This is a genomic window from Robertmurraya dakarensis, assembly GCF_900156875.1.
GTDB lineage: Bacteria > Bacillota > Bacilli > Bacillales > Cytobacillaceae > Robertmurraya > Robertmurraya dakarensis.
In genome coordinates this window covers 579,220-596,400 of record NZ_LT707408.1, presented here as the reverse complement: position 1 = coordinate 596,400, position 17,181 = coordinate 579,220, and the positions used below count along the sequence as shown (strand labels likewise).

Annotated in this window: 16 protein-coding genes; 5 read left to right on the top strand and 11 right to left on the bottom strand. The window is 37.4% G+C overall.

Annotated elements, in window-relative coordinates; translation table 11 throughout:
- Positions 1-142: 142 nt before the first annotated feature.
- A complete protein-coding gene (locus CZ487_RS03895) occupies positions 143-514 on the top strand; it encodes a hypothetical protein (protein ID WP_077210910.1) in 372 nt (123 codons plus the stop codon).
- Between the two features lie 74 nt (positions 515-588).
- Here the strand turns inward: CZ487_RS03895 and CZ487_RS03890 are convergent, their stop codons facing one another.
- Positions 589-2,034, bottom strand: a complete 1,446-nt coding sequence (locus CZ487_RS03890) for a DEAD/DEAH box helicase (RefSeq protein WP_077210909.1) — start codon at positions 2,032-2,034, stop codon at positions 589-591.
- 112 nt (positions 2,035-2,146) lie between these two features.
- Between CZ487_RS03890 and CZ487_RS03885 the strand changes: the two genes are divergently transcribed.
- Positions 2,147-3,490, top strand: a complete 1,344-nt coding sequence (locus tag CZ487_RS03885) for an NAD(P)/FAD-dependent oxidoreductase (RefSeq protein ID WP_077210908.1) — start codon at positions 2,147-2,149, stop codon at positions 3,488-3,490.
- 49 nt (positions 3,491-3,539) lie between these two features.
- Here the strand turns inward: CZ487_RS03885 and CZ487_RS03880 are convergent, their stop codons facing one another.
- Positions 3,540-4,154 carry a PH domain-containing protein gene (locus CZ487_RS03880; RefSeq protein ID WP_077210907.1) on the bottom strand — a complete coding sequence of 205 codons (615 nt, stop codon included), beginning with the start codon at positions 4,152-4,154 and terminating at the stop codon, positions 3,540-3,542.
- 219 nt (positions 4,155-4,373) lie between these two features.
- On the bottom strand, positions 4,374-5,114 hold the full coding sequence (gene map, locus CZ487_RS03875; protein ID WP_077210906.1) for a type I methionyl aminopeptidase: 741 nt from the start codon (positions 5,112-5,114) through the stop codon (positions 4,374-4,376).
- A gap of 156 nt (positions 5,115-5,270) precedes the next feature.
- Between map and CZ487_RS03870 the strand changes: the two genes are divergently transcribed.
- Positions 5,271-6,332: an acyl-CoA dehydrogenase family protein gene (locus CZ487_RS03870; RefSeq protein ID WP_077210905.1), complete on the top strand. Its 1,062-nt coding sequence runs from the start codon at positions 5,271-5,273 to the stop codon at positions 6,330-6,332.
- A gap of 399 nt (positions 6,333-6,731) precedes the next feature.
- Positions 6,732-7,226: a L,D-transpeptidase family protein gene (locus tag CZ487_RS03865; protein WP_077211847.1), complete on the top strand. Its 495-nt coding sequence runs from the start codon at positions 6,732-6,734 to the stop codon at positions 7,224-7,226.
- 101 nt (positions 7,227-7,327) lie between these two features.
- Here the strand turns inward: CZ487_RS03865 and CZ487_RS03860 are convergent, their stop codons facing one another.
- Complete coding sequence (locus tag CZ487_RS03860; RefSeq protein ID WP_237562796.1) at positions 7,328-8,581, bottom strand: MFS transporter; 1,254 nt, start codon at positions 8,579-8,581, stop codon at positions 7,328-7,330.
- Between the two features lie 225 nt (positions 8,582-8,806).
- Here CZ487_RS03860 and CZ487_RS03855 point away from each other — a divergent pair, with 225 nt between their 5' ends.
- Positions 8,807-10,393 carry a sensor domain-containing diguanylate cyclase gene (locus CZ487_RS03855; RefSeq protein ID WP_077210904.1) on the top strand — a complete coding sequence of 529 codons (1,587 nt, stop codon included), beginning with the start codon at positions 8,807-8,809 and terminating at the stop codon, positions 10,391-10,393.
- Positions 10,394-10,454: 61 nt separating this feature from the next.
- On the opposite strand, the gene CZ487_RS03850 is transcribed toward CZ487_RS03855, so the two are convergent.
- From CZ487_RS03850 to CZ487_RS03820, 7 genes are all read right to left on the bottom strand, one after another.
- Positions 10,455-11,135 carry a Na-translocating system protein MpsC family protein gene (locus CZ487_RS03850; RefSeq protein WP_077210903.1) on the bottom strand — a complete coding sequence of 227 codons (681 nt, stop codon included), beginning with the start codon at positions 11,133-11,135 and terminating at the stop codon, positions 10,455-10,457.
- Between the two features lie 121 nt (positions 11,136-11,256).
- Positions 11,257-11,958: a Na-translocating system protein MpsC family protein gene (locus CZ487_RS03845; protein ID WP_077210902.1), complete on the bottom strand. Its 702-nt coding sequence runs from the start codon at positions 11,956-11,958 to the stop codon at positions 11,257-11,259.
- Between the two features lie 203 nt (positions 11,959-12,161).
- Positions 12,162-13,247, bottom strand: a complete 1,086-nt coding sequence (locus CZ487_RS03840; protein ID WP_077210901.1) for an ATP-binding protein — start codon at positions 13,245-13,247, stop codon at positions 12,162-12,164.
- 381 nt (positions 13,248-13,628) lie between these two features.
- Positions 13,629-14,186 (bottom strand): hypothetical protein, encoded by a 558-nt coding sequence (locus CZ487_RS03835; RefSeq protein WP_202617783.1) that lies wholly within the window; start codon positions 14,184-14,186, stop codon positions 13,629-13,631.
- Positions 14,183-14,821 (bottom strand): SCO family protein, encoded by a 639-nt coding sequence (locus CZ487_RS03830; RefSeq protein ID WP_077210899.1) that lies wholly within the window; start codon positions 14,819-14,821, stop codon positions 14,183-14,185. The genes CZ487_RS03835 and CZ487_RS03830 overlap by 4 nt, the downstream gene beginning before the upstream one ends.
- A gap of 192 nt (positions 14,822-15,013) precedes the next feature.
- Positions 15,014-16,705, bottom strand: coding sequence for a cbb3-type cytochrome c oxidase subunit I (locus tag CZ487_RS03825; protein WP_202617782.1), 1,692 nt, complete (start codon positions 16,703-16,705; stop codon positions 15,014-15,016).
- 14 nt (positions 16,706-16,719) lie between these two features.
- On the bottom strand, positions 16,720-17,181 hold the full coding sequence (locus CZ487_RS03820; RefSeq protein ID WP_084783120.1) for a cytochrome c oxidase subunit II: 462 nt from the start codon (positions 17,179-17,181) through the stop codon (positions 16,720-16,722).

Here is a 17,181-nt window from a genome sequence, read left to right as displayed (position 1 = left end):
ATTTTCATAGATAAAAGCTATAGTTCACATAAAAACTAACCATTTTACTAACGTACCGGAGCATCGTACACTAAGTTCAAATAAGATCTTTTTCACAACACGGAATTTTTAAAAAAATGCAAGAAAAGTTGGAGGAGAGTCTATGATCACTTTATCCAGTATTAATGAACTAGAAGCAACACAGGAAGCTCTTAAAAAGATGAAAAAAGCCTATCCTGCCCTTTTTAGAAAGTGGTTAGACATGGTGTTTCTTACACGTGCACTCCAATTTAAATACCATTACTTAGGCTGTTTAATTATGAATGAAGACCCAGGTCAATACACTCCTGGCTTTGTGCACGAATCTGTCTTGAACTTATACAAAAATGAATTGCAAAAATTAAAAGATGATCAGGATTTCCACATCATCCAAAGCATTTTTTCACAATTCAAGGATAGTGGTTACGCACAGATCAGTCTCTTAGCGATGGGAATGGACCCAGAATCATTAATAGGTCCTTCACATATTAAGTAAGTTCTCTCTTTAATTAATACCTTTTTCCCACACCCTTTTAGAAAAGCAGGTTCTGATAATAGAACCTGCCTTTTTCAATCTCTCGCCTGATGAACCTTTAAGAGTTTCCCTTTAATCGTTGTTCTTTTCATTTTCTCTAACACTAACGGCCCCTTGCCATTTAGTATTTCCACAAATGAGGAGTTTGCCCCAATGGTAATGATTCCGATATCGTCTGCTGTTACACCATTTATTTTCGCAATGGTTCCAACAAAATCTACCGCTCTGATCTTCTTACTCTTTCCACCATTAAAATATAACTTCATAATACTTTTGTTTAGTTTTTCAGTTTTATTTTCTTTCAACTGAACTTTTGCCCTTAATTTTTCCTCAAAAGCATCTTTCTTTCTCTGGACTTCTTCTTCCGAAGGAGCGTTATCAAGAGGAATATCCATTCCTATGTATTCTTCTATTTCCGTTAGTATCCCCTCTTCATTTTGGGTAATAAACGAAATAGCTTTCCCCTTCTTACCTGCACGTCCAGTTCTTCCAGTCCTGTGGACATAACTTTCTTTCTCAAAGGGGATGTCATAATTAACGATGAGCGTAATATCCTCAATATCTATCCCTCTCGCCGCCACATCTGTAGCGACTAAGTAGCGGAAAATTCCCTTTTTAAAATCTTTCATAACATCAAATCGATCTTCTTGATACATTCCGCCATGAATTTTATCACATGGATAACCCAGATTGTCTAAGTTATCAAACACCTCATCAACTCTCTGCTGTGTATTACAAAAAATAATGCAGCTATCCGGATTTTCAACCGCAGTGATATCCTTCAGCAGGGAGAACTTCTCCTGTTCTTCCACCTTTAGATAAGAATGTTGAATGCGATGCTTCGCTTCCTCACTAGTCTCGATTTCTATCGTGATTGGGTCCTGCATATAATTTAAGCATAAGCTCTTAATTTCTTCCGGAAAAGTCGCTGAGAACACGCTTGTCACCCTTTTCTTAGGGAGCTCTTCGATAATTGCTTGAACTTGATCAATGAAACCCATACTGAGCATCTCGTCTGCCTCATCAATAATCAGATACTCTAATTTTTCTATTGGAAATGTTCCCTTCTGTATATGGTCCAAGACCCTGCCAGGTGTTCCCACAACCACATGTGCTTTTTGGTTCAGTTCAATCTTTTGTTTAACAAAGGATTGTTTACCATATAGCGAAACAGCTTTAATTCGCTTGAATCGCCCTATATTTATGATATCTTCCTTTACTTGAAGCGCTAATTCACGAGTCGGCGTTAAAATTAACGCCTGCGGTTTATTTTCTTCCCACAGTAAAAGCTCGCAAATCGGGATGCCAAATGAAGCTGTTTTCCCGCTTCCTGTTTGTGATTTTACAATAAGGTCCTTTTGTTTTAGAGCGAGCGGAATAACTCTCCGCTGTACTTTTGTTGGTTTATGATAATTTAAAACTGAAAGTGCCCTTGCAATTTCTTCACTCAATTTATAGTCTTTGAAATCTTTTTCACTCATCCTGCTACCTCATTTATTAGAATAGTTTTCTTTTTATCAAATATGTTATCAAAAAGCTTGAACTTATATGCTATCTTTAGTAAGGAATAGAAGATTTGGCAGGTGTACATTCATGGATATTAAAGATAAAGCAATCATTATTGGGGGAGGAATTTCTGGAAAACTAGTCTCGCGCGTCCTCGCGCCGTTTTTTAAAGAAGTGGTCATCATTGAACGCGATCACAGTATGAATAGCCCAAACCCTAGAAAAGGAGCACCCCAAGGCAAGCATATACACGCCCTTTTGGACGCTGGTGAAGCTGGTCTTGAGCAATTATTTCCGGGCATAATGAAAAGATGTCAATCCACTGGTGCTGTTAACATTCATTCCACAAAGGAATTGCACTGGTATCATCATGGACATTGGAAACTTCGGTATAACAGCGGCTATCGTACTACACTTCAATCAAGGCCTCATTTGGAATGGCATATATATCAATACATAAAAGAATTGGAAAATGTAAGCATTAGATACAATACGACTGTACAGGACTTTCTCTATCAAAGCAATGATAATGCTATCACAGGCGTTGTCATCAAAACGGATAACTCTGAGCCTGAAACGTTAATGGCTGACTTAGTTGTTGATGCGAGCGGAACAAGCAGCCTTTCAACCAAACTATTAAAAAAATACGGCTATACAATCCCAGAAGATAAAGTAAAAATCGACTTAAGCTATATAACGAAAACTTATCAACTGCAAACAAGTCCTGACAAAGATTGGACTATAAAAATGATCTATCCAAATCCCCCTCATGAAAAAATGGGCGGTTCAATCTCAAAGGTTGAAGGTGACCGTTATATGGTTACCGTGCTTAGCTATCAGAGTGAAATCAATGAAGAAGAATTGCTAAATAACGATGCTGCTTTTATAGAGCTGGCTGGAAAGCTGCCGAAAAAAGATATTTATGAAGAAATTAAGAATGGAGCACCACTGGATAAAACTTCAATCTATCGTGTCCCGCATATCAGTTGGAAGAGATTTGATAAAGTAAAGAACCTCCCCAGAGGACTATTATTAATTGGAGATTCTGTCTGCAGAATTAACCCTGTATTTGGACAAGGAATGAGCATTGCTATTTTAGAGGCTCTTTCTCTTAAAAAATTATTGGAGGAGCAAAATAGTAACTTGCAGGAAATTTCAAGTGTTTTACCAAAAAGAACAGCAAAAATCATAGCTCCCATCTGGACTATGGTTATCACAGAAGATTTCCGCTATCCAGGAACCATTGGGAAAAAGCCTTTTGGACTCTCCCTTCAACAGTGGTATTCCAAAAAGATTTTTCAGCTATCAGGGCATAATCAATACGTCTATGACTCTTTTATTAAAGTGATGCACCTAGTAAAACCAACATCCACACTGTTACAACCCAAAATATTAAAGGATGTCCTATTTCAGCGCATTCCAAAGAAATAGCCATCGCATACAGGAAACCCCCGCTTATAAGCAGGGGTTTCTAAACTCTCTAGTTATTAATATATTTTTCAAAAACAAACCCAAAGTCTTTCACATTGTATTTTTTCCGGCTGTTCATCAGCCAGTTAAATGCTGTCTCGTTAAGAACTTTAAAGCTGTCAACAATATTGTCTTCATTTATTGCTGCCCGCCCAAATGTGTTAGAAGCAAGGTTGAGACTTTGCTGAGCAAATTCCATTGAAACTTCATTTTCAAGACTGATTTCTGAGATTCGAATAAGTGCTTTATAAAGATCCTTTAGTTCCTCGATAAACTTTTTGTGTACATCAATCGAAAAAGGCACTGAGCCGATCGAAAACTTAATTTCCACATCCAGATCAACCGTACCTGCAGTTTCTAAGAACACATTAGAAATCGTATGCGCGTGATAGCTATAACGCTTTAAAGTACGTTTTTTGCTAACTGCACTTGTTCCATCTAAATGAATTAACGCCTTATTGGTAAAGCAGTATTCATCTGATTTGGATTTAATTAGGAAATAAATTTTTTCATTATCCTCGTGCATCACATAATCATCAGCGTCCACTTTATCATAATCAACTGGCTTAATAACACTGCCGACATCACTTAGTCCTAATACATCAGAAGCCACTTTTTTAAACACTATAATCCCCCCGCTTACATATCATTGATACTCTTGAGTTTTCACAATCACAATCACTATTTTACCATATATAAAGGGAAAATTTGGTTGTTACTATCCAAATACTCTGTAATTGGTTATTTTGGCTTAATGAATCAAATAGTACGTTTTTCCCTTATAATGAAATGATGATCAATGTAAAAAAGGTATCATCACTTGCGGATAATACCCTTTTTTACTTTATCGAGTAATAATGATCGGTCCTTCTTTTGAAACAATCACTGTATGCTCGCACTGTGCTACATAACTTTTATTAGGGGTAACGAACGTCCAGCCATCATCAAGCTCCATGACTTCTTCATCACCCGTTGAAATAAATGGTTCAAAAGCAAGGACCATTCCTTCTCTAAGCAAAGTATGCTCCCATGGATCATAATAATTTAAAATATGGTCAGGTTTTTCATGTAGTGAACGGCCAACTCCATGGCCGGTTAAGTTCATAATCACCGTGTAGCCATGATTGCGTGCAGTGTTATGAACTATTTTTCCAATCATATTGAGTTTTGCCCCAGGCTTGATTTTTTTCAAACCTTCCTCAAAAGCGATTTGTGCCGTTTCACAGAGTTTATTTAGCTTTTCATCCTTTCCAACAACGAAAGAAAGCCCTGTGTCTGCAAAGTAGCCATTTCTAGAACCCGATACGTCAATATTGACGAGATCTCCTTCTTGAATCACTCTTTTTCCAGGAATTCCATGCGCTACCTCTTCGTTAACACTGATACAAGTAAACCCTGGAAAATCATATTCTCCTTTTGGTCCAGATATCGCACCATGCTGTTCGAAAAGTTCGCCAGCGTAGTCATCTAATTCCTTTGTTGTTACACCCGGTACGGTCTTTTCAATTAACGCATCTCTAATGAGTGCTACGATTTTTCCAATTTCTTTCAATCCAGCTAAATCTTCATCAGTTTTTACAATCATAACATTTCCTGCCTTTGTCTGTTCTATTTTGTCCCTTTTATATAATAGCTATCTTTCCATACTTATTCAAAAATAAACTTATTGCATTTTATTTACGACTGATTCTATTCTTGATTTAATGAGTACTAGATATTCTTTTTGAATAAGGAGGCCACTATGTTTTCAGTTTCAGAGATTGAGATGATAAAAAGCAGCAGTGATAAGATTGAAAGATTAGGTACACTGCCAGAAAATATTTTGCAGATCATTTATGATCATAAGCTATTTAAATTATTCGTCCCAAATGAACTAGGCGGAAAAAATCTTGAATTGCCTGAAGCATTAAAAGTGTTTCAAGAAGCGTCTTCTATTGATGGCAGCTTTGGCTGGCTGGTAACAATCGGTTCTGGCGGAAATATGTTTATTCCTTGTATGGACAAAAATGTATGCGAAGCCTTATTCCGTCCAGCAAACGCTGTGATTGCAGGCAGCGGTTATCCTACTGGCACAGCAGTCAAAATAGGTGATGTTTATCAAGTGAGCGGCGAATGGAAATATTGCAGCGGTTCGGAGTATGCCTCGTTTTTTACTGCCAATTGCCTGGTTAAAGAAAATGGATCCGCCGCTGCGGATCATATTATTAGCTGTATCTTGATGCCAGAGGATGTTAATATCATCCAAGACTGGGACGCATTTGGATTAAAAGGAACCGGAAGTCATTCGATTAAAGTGGATACTGTAAAAATCCCTGAAAGCCGCACCTTTACTTTGCTGCAGCATAAAAACAATTATGGCGGACTCGTACATAGCTTTCCTTTTTTGCCATTTTCAGAAGCTTCTTTTACGGCAGTCTGCCTAGGAATCGGACAAGACTTCCTCAGAGAAACAAAAGTAAGCTCTTTTCGGAAAAAGGAAATTTGGTCTACCCACCATGAAGAACGATATGAAAATGTAACAAACTTAATTGAGGAGCAAGCCAAGCTTTTTCAGGAGAAAGAAGAAGTATTTTATACTCTCATTGAGGAACTGTGGCACAAGCATAAAGCAAATAATGAATTAACTCAACAAGACTTGCAGGAATTCACCCAATTTTGTAAGAGCTGCGTCAACGTGCTTATTGATGGGGCCAATACATTAATTCGCTATTTTGGAATGGAGGCTGTTAAGGAGTCCTCCACATTAAATCGTATTTGGCGTAATTTATATACCGCTGGCCAGCACGGCTTTTTAACTCCCTAGACCATTATTTTTCAGCGGGTTCTCTTTTGCAAAAAAATGAAAAAAGCATGGCAGTTTGGGGTGCCATGCTTTTTAGACGGAGAATTTCCCGCTATTGTATAGGAGAGATGTTTAAGTTGCAGAAATAAGCGGAAAAATTCCCCTTATCCTCTCAAATTAACGTCAAATCCAAAGATTTTGATCATATAACGGGAAAAAATACCCTTATTTATCAGGAAATATGGGTATTTCCTAATTTAAAGGGAATTTTTCCGTTTATTTTTCAAACACATTGAAATCATTATACTAGGGATTTACTGGTAACCCGTTACATGAGCAATCGCTCTTTTTTAAGGACGTTGACACATTTTTTAATATAATCATAGGATATACCATGTGACAACATGGGAGGTGTTTCCGCTGATTCATACTGTTAAACCCGGTGAAACACTATATCAAATATCTAGAGATTACCGCACACTGCTTGCTTCAATAATTAGGGCTAATCCCGGTATTAATCCAAATGTTATCTATTCTGGTCAAAGTATTGTCATTCCAGGGTTTCCGCCTGTCCAAACCATTTCATACAGAATTGATGTATCGATTAACAACCGCCAGCTGCGATTATATAAAGATGGAGTCTTGCAAAAGCAGTATCCAATAGCAGTAGGCCGTATCCTGAGTAATACACCGGTTGGTAATTTCATCATTATTAATAAAGCCCCTAACCCAGGAGGACCTTTCGGCACAATGTGGATGAGTTTGTCAAAAGAACACTATGGAATACACGGAACGAATAATCCTAGTTCAATTGGCAAGGCCGTATCTGCAGGCTGCATTCGAATGTATAACAAAGATGTTGAGGAATTAGCAGCGACTATTCCTATTGGAACACCAGTATCAATTCATCCTTAGAGGACCACTCTGATTCGGACTTGACTGATAAACTAAACCCTCAGCTTGTCCGAATAACTTCCTGAACCAGAATAGCCCCTTCAGTTTTTACAAAGTAAACCCTAAGCCGCTTCAGGATTATCCTTCCTTACAGCAGATTTCTTACCATGTAAGAAATAATACATAGCAATCGACAGCAACACAAGTACTGCCAGGAACAAATACATCCCGCGCAGCCCTACGAATGGCACGATCATACCAGTTAGAAATGGTCCGATTCCTACCCCCGTATCCAAACAGATGAAAAAGGTAGATGTCGCGAGGCCAACCCGGTGTCTTGGTGATTCTTTTATCGCAATCGCCTGTGAACTAGACATCATCGTCCCAAACCCAAGTGCAAGAAAGGCTCCTGATAACAGCAATACAAAGCCGCTATTTACGATATAGAGCAAGAACAAACTAATCGTAAAAAAGATCAGTGCTGGGTAAATAACAATATTATCTCCTTTAAGGTCTAACAGCTTTCCGGTAAAAGGTCTTGATATAAATAAGAACACCGCATATACCATAAAGAAAAAACTCGCTGCCTCAGCTAAGTCAATTTCAATCGCATACAGGTTTAAAAACGTTACTACGCCAGAGTACGCCACTCCCATTAAAATCATGATTAACGAGATCGGTACAGCTTTTTTCTCGAAGAAATCCTGCAGTTTAAACCCTTGTTTCATCGCTTGAAGCTGCTCTTTCGTCACTTGTGCTTCAGGAACTTTCAAAAATAGTGTCATCACAATACTGCTTACTGAGAAAATAGTACAAGCGACGAAAATCCACTTGAAATCTGCATATTGTGTAATTAACAGCCCAATGAATGGTCCAAAGGCTGTTGCGGCAGAGGAGCTTAAAGTATAGTAACTCGTGCCTTCTCCTCTTCGTTCCTTTGGAATCATATCCATGACCGCCGTTGACAAAGCGGTTGTCGCAATCCCAAATGCAGCACCATGGATAAAGCGTACAACTAGCAATACGTTCAAATTAGTCACTGTAAAATATAATAAAGTAGAAATTAAAAATAATAACAAACTTCCATAAATCAGCCTTTTTCGGCCAATCACTTCAATATATTTTCCTGCAAAAAGACGTGAAAAAACAGCCCCTATCACAAAGATACTAGAAGCAAGGCCAGCTTTACTTTGTGAAGCTTGAAACTGTTCTACCGCATAAACAGTTAATGTGGTCATTAACATATAAAAGGTTAGTGCCACAAAAAAACTAGTTACAGAAATAAAAATAAAGTCTTTCGTCCATAATTTTGGTTTATTCAATTTTACTGCTCCTTCTTGCTGAATTTCGATAAAAGCATGTTGAAAAATGCTCATCAACTATCACTTCTATCTTTCTTCACTTTCTCTTATAAACCTACAAACAAATATTATAACACATGATGAACGTCTGATTTTTCAATATGTGCCACTCTCGATTCTCTTCATTTTTCAAAAAGGTTCAATAAATCGATAAAATGTTAGGGATTTTTTACTAATTCACAGAAGTTGCATCTGGTAAAATAGAACTATAATATGGATAATAGAAAGAAGTGCGATATCATGTTTATTAAGAAGGGGATAAAACTTAAATTCGCAATAAGTCTTCTAGTAATATTTACAGTAGGAAGTACGACTATTATCAACTTATACCTGTCCACGCATGCACTTCGGGTTAACTTAACTGAAAACCATCTAGAAAATAACTTCCGCTATGCCACCAAAATTTCGATAAGTACAAATGACTTGCTTAATAATATGCAGCAAAATCTAAGCACTTTAGCCACGATCATAGGGAATAAAGAATTTACCCAATCTGATTTAGATGACTGGAAATCAGGTTCGAGCGGCTACTATAATTCGCTTTTCACAACAGATGAAAACGGAGTCGTTCAACTCATCAGCCCCCAAGCATTGCCGAGCAATCAAGGCAGTGTCAAACCTGGCACAAAAATTACCACAAACTTAATGAAACAAGCATTAAATAATAAGGAACCCTTTATTTCGGACCCTTATCTCGCGCAAACTGGTAATCTTGTGGTCCTCATCTCGCATCCTATATTTGATCAACATGGCAATTATAAAGGGGTAGTCGACGGAACGATTTATCTTGAAAGCAATAACTCTCTCAGAGAAATCCTTAACAGCCATGAATTAAAAAGTCAATCATCTGTAATTGTTGTGGACCGATTAGGCAGCATCATTTATCACCCAGACCCAAGCCGGATCAATGAATCTATTGCTGACCATCCTCTTGTGCAGAATGTTATGGGAGGAAAAAATGGAGCTGCACAAATCATCAATAGCAGAGGCATCGAATATTTTTCTGGATATGCGTATGTAGAAGAAACAGGCTGGGGGATAATCGCGCAAACACCTACGGCGGTTATGGAAGAGCCGCTTCACAACTTGACTAAAGACATGATTATTCGCTCTCTTCCGTTATTGTTGATTATTTTATTACTCTCAGGATTATTTGCCAATCATCTTTCACAGCCAATTACTCGTCTTGCTAGGTTTTCGGAAAAAGCGATACAAAATAATCAGCAAAATACTTCAATAGAGAAGCTAGATATTAAATCAAGTATCTATGAAGTCCGTCAGCTTTATCAGCATATACTAGAGCATTTTCAATTATTAAATAAGCAGATATCATATGATGGACTGACAGGGTTAGCTAACCGGCGGGCTTTTGATACGCAAATGAACTATTTAATAAAACAAAAAATGTCTTTCTCCCTGCTTATGTTGGATATTGATCATTTTAAAAAAGTCAATGATGTATACGGGCATTTGGTCGGGGACGATGTGTTGAGATTTCTTGCACTGCTCATGAAAGAGGCATCTCGCGGCGAAGATCTATGTTACCGATATGGCGGCGAAGAGTTTGCGTTTTTATTGAAAGGGAAAAATCTAGATGACGCTATTGCAATGGCCGAACGGCTGCGTAACAAAGTTGCTGAAACGCCTAGTCCTACAGGGAAGCCTATCCACATTTCGATCGGAATTTCTTGTTACCAAAATGAAGACCAGCTTCCTGAGGTCATCATTAAAAGGGCAGACTCTGCTCTATATCACTCAAAGAACACTGGCAGAAATAAAACAACCGTTTTCGAATACATGAAAGAAGATCTTAAAGAACTTTCCTAATAAAGTTATCACTAACGACACAAAGGTTATATACATTCCCCCGTCTAACTGGGGATTTTTTTTATTTGGATAAAATAAAAGCCATCAGCGACTTATCCTGTTTAAAGTTCCAGTCAATGAAGATATCCTTCACTTCCTTCTTAAAAATCTCATCAAATCTGCCATCACGGTGAAAATACTTTTTTTCCAGCTCATCCTTGGTAAATCTCAATTCTTTCTTAAAACCCTTTTCACACAAAGCCTTCTCAATCGGCACTAGTATTCCAATTCTCTCAACTAAACAGATCGATTCAGAAATAGGGTGAGTTCTAATTTCTTCTGGAACCTTTTCTACTAAAAGACTGATCCGCCCTACTTCCGATTCCAATCTCTCACGGTCAACTTTGGTTTCGCACTCACGCCCTGCCTCCTCCTCTAACACGAACATCAATATTCCAGAGTTATTGGGAAAATTCCAATCATGGTAATATTCCTCCACCTCAGTTTCTATCGTCACCTGTATAACACCTTTAATCTCATCCAATAGATGATCAACAATAACCGTCCTGGCATGGTCCACATACTTGTCTTGTCCCTGCTGCCGCAGGACATCTTCCATAGGTGTGGAAAAGCCTTGGATATATGTAACTAAATGATTTTTTGTAATCGTCGTTCGACAATTATGCGGCCCTTTGCCAAACTTTTTTCTCAACAACTTACTAATATAACTGCTAATATACTCTTCCTTATTTTGATTTGTCATATAGCTTTGTACTCCTTATTTTGGTAAAAAGCCCACTTGCATTCCATTTTAGTATACACAGAGTTCTCTATATTAAAAAACAAAAAAACACATTGTATTAAGACAACATGTTTTTTTGTCATTAATTTATTAAGTTTTCTTTCATAAATAAAAATATAAGGTAACACCGGTCATTTTCATAATCCCACATGATAAAAATATCATCGATTAAACGATTAAACACTCTTTCGAATAATTTCTTATTCTTTAAATACCCCTTTTTCGTTTCTTGCTCATGTCGGATCAATATATCCATATTGTTTTTTTCGTACACCAGGCGACCTAGCTGTGATAATACTTCTTTCGTTTCGATAGCACACATATTTTGTGTGTATTTCACGATCCTGATACTAGAGGGGCTTTTATGATGATAGCTTCCGATCTCCTCGATTAACTTATACAAGCCATCATCAAACATATCCTCTATTTTCTTTTCGTTCTTTCCTTTGCCATTCTCTAGTAGAAGCATTCCGGTATTTGACTGATAATTCCAATCTTGATAAAAAAGATCAAATGTATGATCTATTACCCTTGACGCCTCAGGAATATATTCTTTGACAACAGTATCAATAACTGAGGATCGGAAAAGCACAGCTAGATTAACTTTTTTAGTATTTACCAATACTTCTTCTGCAGGAGTCATAAAGTTTCGCATATGGACGTACAACTGGGATCCCCTGTACATTACATTGCAGTTTTCTGGACCTTTTCCCAGTCTCCGTTTAAGCAGTTTGCTAAATGTGCTGCTAAGAGACTGCAAATCTTCTTGACTTAATTGCTTCATAATTCTCTCCTTTTAGCAATAAAAAAGCCTAACCTCTAGAAAAGAAGTTAGGCCACGGCTAAGACGACTAATTTATAGTTTCTTCCATTTACCATACAAATTTATGATTGTGTTTGTAGTTATAAAAAATATAATTCTCTCATTTCCAATGACTGCAAGACATTAGACAAAGTTATCTTAACATAATATACACTATACAGCAATCATTTAAGCCTTATTGGTAACTTCACTTCAATACATGTACCCTCTGTATTACTATTAATCTTCATTTCACCCTTATGCTCTTGTATGATTTGATTACTAACCGCCATACCTAGTCCAGTTCCATTTTCTTTTGTCGTAAAAAAGGGATCACCGATTCGGTCGATAATTTCTATTGGAATGCCGCAGCCTTGGTCTTTTATCTTAATTCTAACAAAGCTTCTATTATAATAAGCGCATTCTATTTGAAGTTTTCCCCCATACGGCATCGCTTCAATGGCATTTTTTATGTAATTAATAAATACTTGTTTCAACTGATTAGCATCACCATGAATATCTTCCTCACTCAGAAGATATTTTCTTTCTACTTCAATATTATTTAATAGTGCTTGTGTTTCCATTAACATTAAAACCTGTTCTAATAATACCCGAATATTCAACCTCTCAAACTTTTTCCTTGTTGGTTTTGCCAAAATCATTAATTCTTTTAAAATTTCCTCAATGCGATCAATCTCGGACTCTATAATTTTTATGTATACGCTTTCGCTTTCCTGTTCATCTAAGATTAGTTGTATAAAGCCTTTAATCGCTGTAATCGGGTTACGGATTTCATGTGCAATTCCTGCTGCCAGCTGCCCAGCAGTCGCCTGTTTTTCCGACATTAGCCGCCTTTCCTTTTTTATCAGCGTAATATCTTTTAATACTACGTAGGTTCCGATAATCTCACCTTTAAATTGGATAGGAAAGGTCGTAACATTGACATCAATTTGAGTTCCTGAATGACTAATCATTTGTGCATCGAAATTATTTAACTTTTCGGATTCCTTCTCAAAAAAGAACACTCCCGTGCTATGTAAATCGCCTTTAACAAAAAGATGTTGAAGTTTCATATCTAGCAAATCACTTTTTGAATATTCCAAGAGTGTTTCGCATGTATCATTGACATAAAACAATTGTCCGTCCCTATTCATGATAAAAAATGGATCAGCATCGTTTGACAAAATAGAAAAGTCCTTATCTATATTAGCTTCAACATAGATTTGCAGCAGACAATTTAACCGTTTCAATTCATCTATCTCCACAAGCATACTCTCACTCCCGTCTTATCAAAAAATAAAAAAGCCAAAATAAGCGTAGGAACCTACACTTTTTTTGGCTTAAATTCTAGCATTAACATATCTAGAGAATCATTACCTACTATGACAATTTATAATATAAACAATTCAAACATTGGAAATAGATTAGGGCATTTATCCCTATATCCACACTTCATAATATAATATTTCTTCTGAATTTACAATCATTTTCTAGTAACCTATCTTAAAATAGAAAAAATAGTGGAATTTTATAACGATCCTTCGTAAAGAACCCCCTTACACCTATAACTCCCCAAATGACGTTTAACAAGGTAGCAATAATTCCCTAAGAATTCCTGCTTAAGGCCGTATAGTATTTCTAACTATTTCAATTTATTCATACTCTGAAGGATCCACCGTATAGGTATAAACTAAATAAATTACCAAACATATAGCCGTTGTAACAAATCCCCAGCCGAGCGTCAGCTGATCAATCAATAAATAGTTATTACATAATTGATCAGGTGTCCAAATATATAAAGCACCCATACCGAAATACTTAATGGTAAAGATGATAATAATAATATTTTTCCCTGCTTCACTAAGCTTTTTCCAACTATCTCTCAAAGGAATTCCAGCTAGGAACGGCAAACTGATAAACTTCCAGATTTCCACACTCTGCAAAGTCAATGCTTCGTCCATTGTTCGAGGGATCGTCCAGTAGATGACAATAATCATAAACAGAGTGATTCCTGGAATCCCATTGCTATTCCACTTTTCAAAAAAGCGTGGAAAGCGAGATTTAAGGATACCTCCCATTAACATTCCTGAAATAACGAGCAAGGGCATTTGCATATGCATATGCGTAATCATGATCGATTCAACTAAATCGGCAACTGGAGGAAGCATTAAGAAAATATATAGCAACAAACCATAAATGAATTGTGTCATGATTTACTCACCTGCTCCCCCTCAAGAATGCTTTCTACCTTTTCAGCAGCTTCGTCAATTTTCGTATAGTCCATCACTTCTAATAGTTTGCCATTTTTATCAACCAAGTAAAACGCAGAATTATGTGTAAAGTTTCCCCGTCCATCAGGTATGACAATGACACCAAATCGACTCAACAGTGATTCTAATTCCTGCTTGTCTACAATTCTGGCCATACGCCATGTTTCACCATCAGCATTAAAAGCTTTTCGATATGTTTCCAATGTGGCTGGGTCATCTCTTTCTGGATCAAAGCTAATACTCAAGAAAACGATGTCTTCACCAATATATTTGCTCGGGAGGGAATCATACACTTCCGCCATGTTTAATTCCAACTGTGGGCAAACCGTTCCGCATGCTGTATAAAGGAAGGTGATGAACACATATTTATCCTTAAACTCAGCGATGGAATACTTTCTTCCTTTATTGTCCTCCAGTGTGACATCCGGGAACGCTGGCTTATTTTCGATTAAGTCATTTACTCTTGCGGTTTCTGCTGTATATGCTTTAAACCCATCTGTTCCTATAAAAAACAAAACACAGCCAAACACGATAACCACCATTAAAGCTATAGTATTGTGCCGGTTTTTAAACATAGAGACCACTTCCCAAATCTTAATCTTACCTAAAAGCTAAGAAGAACCAATCATTTTCTTTTCACGTTGTTTGATGTTCCTAATTATTCATATTAAGAAGAAAGAGACAGCCCATAAATGGTGCTATCTCTATTGTCTTAAAGTGTCTAGCTTAAGCAGCTAGCCCCCTCCAGATCATTTCCGATTTTCTATTTACCAAGTTTTGAATGGCGGTGATCCTGGAGGTGCATTTACAATCATATCAGTTAGCGGCAAGACATACGCCATCGCAATGACGACTAGCATAACGACAACCCATACTCCCCAACGTTCTGTCATATATGGAGTTGGAGTTTCGCCTGGTTCTACCTCAGCAATTGGAAATTCTGTTTCACCTTTTGGTGCGAAAAACATCATATTGAATACTGCATACACTTGCAGGATAACAGCGATTAATAATAAAGTTGCACCGATCCCTACTGCAGCCATATATGGGTCCCAGCCTAATGTAGCTGAAAAGTCGCCATACGTAGTGAAAGAAGTTCTTCTAGGTGATCCGAATAGCCCTGCAGTGTGCATTGAGAAAGACATAATAATCATCCCAATTGTCCAGATGACTGTTTGAACAACACCTAATTTATTCATGGCCGGTGTTAATACTCGTTGCGATAAGTGAGGAACTAACCAGTAACTAATTCCGAAGAATGTCATTACTACCGTCATACCAAGTGTTAAATGGAAGTGTCCAACAACCCACATTGTATTATGAACCACTTGGTCTAATTGGTTGGTACTTTGAACAATACCACCAGCACCAGCAGGAATGAATGCTGCCATAGCGATGAATGGAGCTAAGAAACGAACATCGCCCCATGGTAGTTTTTTAAACCAGCCTAGTGCTCCTTTTCCGCCTTTTCTTCTGCCTGTACGTTCAAATACTCTAAACATTGCATACGCAGTCATTAATGATGGGAAACCGATAGCCAAACTCATAAATACATGCATAAATTTGATTGGCAATGAAATACCTGGGTCAATAATTTGGTGGTGGAATCCACCAGTAATGTTCATAATAACTAAGGCAATGACAACAACACGAGTTAAGTAGTCATTCCAGCGGAATCCGCCGATCACTTTAGGTATGATGACATACCAAGCGGAAACGGCTGTTAAATACCAAATGTTAACGGCTGTATGACCGAAAGCCCAGAACAGGGTGCGTGCAACCATTACATTGATTGTATCTACCCATCCAAGTGTCCATGGAATAATCATGAAAAGTACTTCGACTGCAACAAAAGCAGTTGCACCGACTAATAAAACAAATACACCAGTAGCAAAGAAAGCAAGGATTGGAAGATGCTGTCCTTTATGGTTCTTTCTCCAATGAGCTACATTGATAAAGGCACCAATTGAAAGCGCCCAGACACCTAGAACAATAAATACTAGCCCGAAATAAAACAGTGGGTGAGCTGCCATTGGCGGATAGAATGTATACATAACAGATGCTTCATTCATTAAGATTGGAATGACGACTAGTACAAAGCCGAAAATCTTCATCCAAAAACCGGTCCAAGCGATCTTTCTAACCTTCGGGAGAAGACCTCCTAACGTATGGGAAAGACCTGCGTAAAAATAACCAATTGTCAAAAAGGCTGACATGACAACAACTAATAGTAAACCATGTGCTGTTAAAACTTGATAATAATTGAGCCATACAGGCAATTCTAGAACACCTGCACGGTTTAAACCTTGTAGTAATCCCAATAATCCACCTAGAAGTAATGCGATAAAAGCAACAGATAAGTATGATTTCGATATTCTAGCATCATCTAGGTTGACACCAAGCACTTTATTTGTTTTTTCATTGATTGCTGAAGTTTTCCTATTATATGGTATAGCCACTATATTTCCCTCCTTTATTTAACCGTAATAGTCGTACTCATTAATTGGTGACCAGCACCACAATACTCATTACATAACACTAGATACTCACCAGGTTTATCGAATGTTTGCGTAATCTTTTGAATATGTCCTGGCATAACCATTGCATTTATATTTGTGTCTGCCACTTGAAATCCGTGAACAACGTCTTTTGAAGTCAACGTGAAGTGAACAGTAGCTCCAGCTGGTACTTCAATTTCCATCGGATCAAAACTAAAGATTTGTAGAGTCATAACCACTTCGTACTCATTTTCACCAATTTTCTTAATGCCAGGCTGGTCAAACGGCGGTGTCTCACTAACCTTTTGTGGATCGATTGTTTCATTATGACTAGGCGGTCCCATTTCTAAGGCAAATGTTTGATAACCAGTAATAAACATGAAAATCATAATCATTCCGAAACTCAAAGTAAGCCATATTTTTTCATCCAGATGCAT

What these genes read in the sequence shown, in the direction of transcription:
- CZ487_RS03895 (WP_077210910.1), top strand. Translation starts at nt 143, where the DNA reads ATGATCACTTTATCCAGTATTAATGAACTAGAAGCAACACAGGAAGCT.
- CZ487_RS03890 (WP_077210909.1), bottom strand. Translation starts at nt 2,034, where the DNA reads ATGAGTGAAAAAGATTTCAAAGACTATAAATTGAGTGAAGAAATTGCA.
- CZ487_RS03885 (WP_077210908.1), top strand. Translation starts at nt 2,147, where the DNA reads ATGGATATTAAAGATAAAGCAATCATTATTGGGGGAGGAATTTCTGGA.
- map (WP_077210906.1), bottom strand. Translation starts at nt 5,114, where the DNA reads ATGATTGTAAAAACTGATGAAGATTTAGCTGGATTGAAAGAAATTGGA.
- CZ487_RS03870 (WP_077210905.1), top strand. Translation starts at nt 5,271, where the DNA reads ATGTTTTCAGTTTCAGAGATTGAGATGATAAAAAGCAGCAGTGATAAG.
- CZ487_RS03860 (WP_237562796.1), bottom strand. Translation starts at nt 8,581, where the DNA reads ATGAGCATTTTTCAACATGCTTTTATCGAAATTCAGCAAGAAGGAGCA.
- CZ487_RS03855 (WP_077210904.1), top strand. Translation starts at nt 8,807, where the DNA reads ATGTTTATTAAGAAGGGGATAAAACTTAAATTCGCAATAAGTCTTCTA.
- CZ487_RS03850 (WP_077210903.1), bottom strand. Translation starts at nt 11,135, where the DNA reads ATGACAAATCAAAATAAGGAAGAGTATATTAGCAGTTATATTAGTAAG.
- CZ487_RS03845 (WP_077210902.1), bottom strand. Translation starts at nt 11,958, where the DNA reads ATGAAGCAATTAAGTCAAGAAGATTTGCAGTCTCTTAGCAGCACATTT.
- CZ487_RS03840 (WP_077210901.1), bottom strand. Translation starts at nt 13,247, where the DNA reads ATGCTTGTGGAGATAGATGAATTGAAACGGTTAAATTGTCTGCTGCAA.
- CZ487_RS03835 (WP_202617783.1), bottom strand. Translation starts at nt 14,186, where the DNA reads ATGACACAATTCATTTATGGTTTGTTGCTATATATTTTCTTAATGCTT.
- CZ487_RS03830 (WP_077210899.1), bottom strand. Translation starts at nt 14,821, where the DNA reads ATGTTTAAAAACCGGCACAATACTATAGCTTTAATGGTGGTTATCGTG.
- CZ487_RS03820 (WP_084783120.1), bottom strand. Translation starts at nt 17,181, where the DNA reads ATGCATCTGGATGAAAAAATATGGCTTACTTTGAGTTTCGGAATGATT.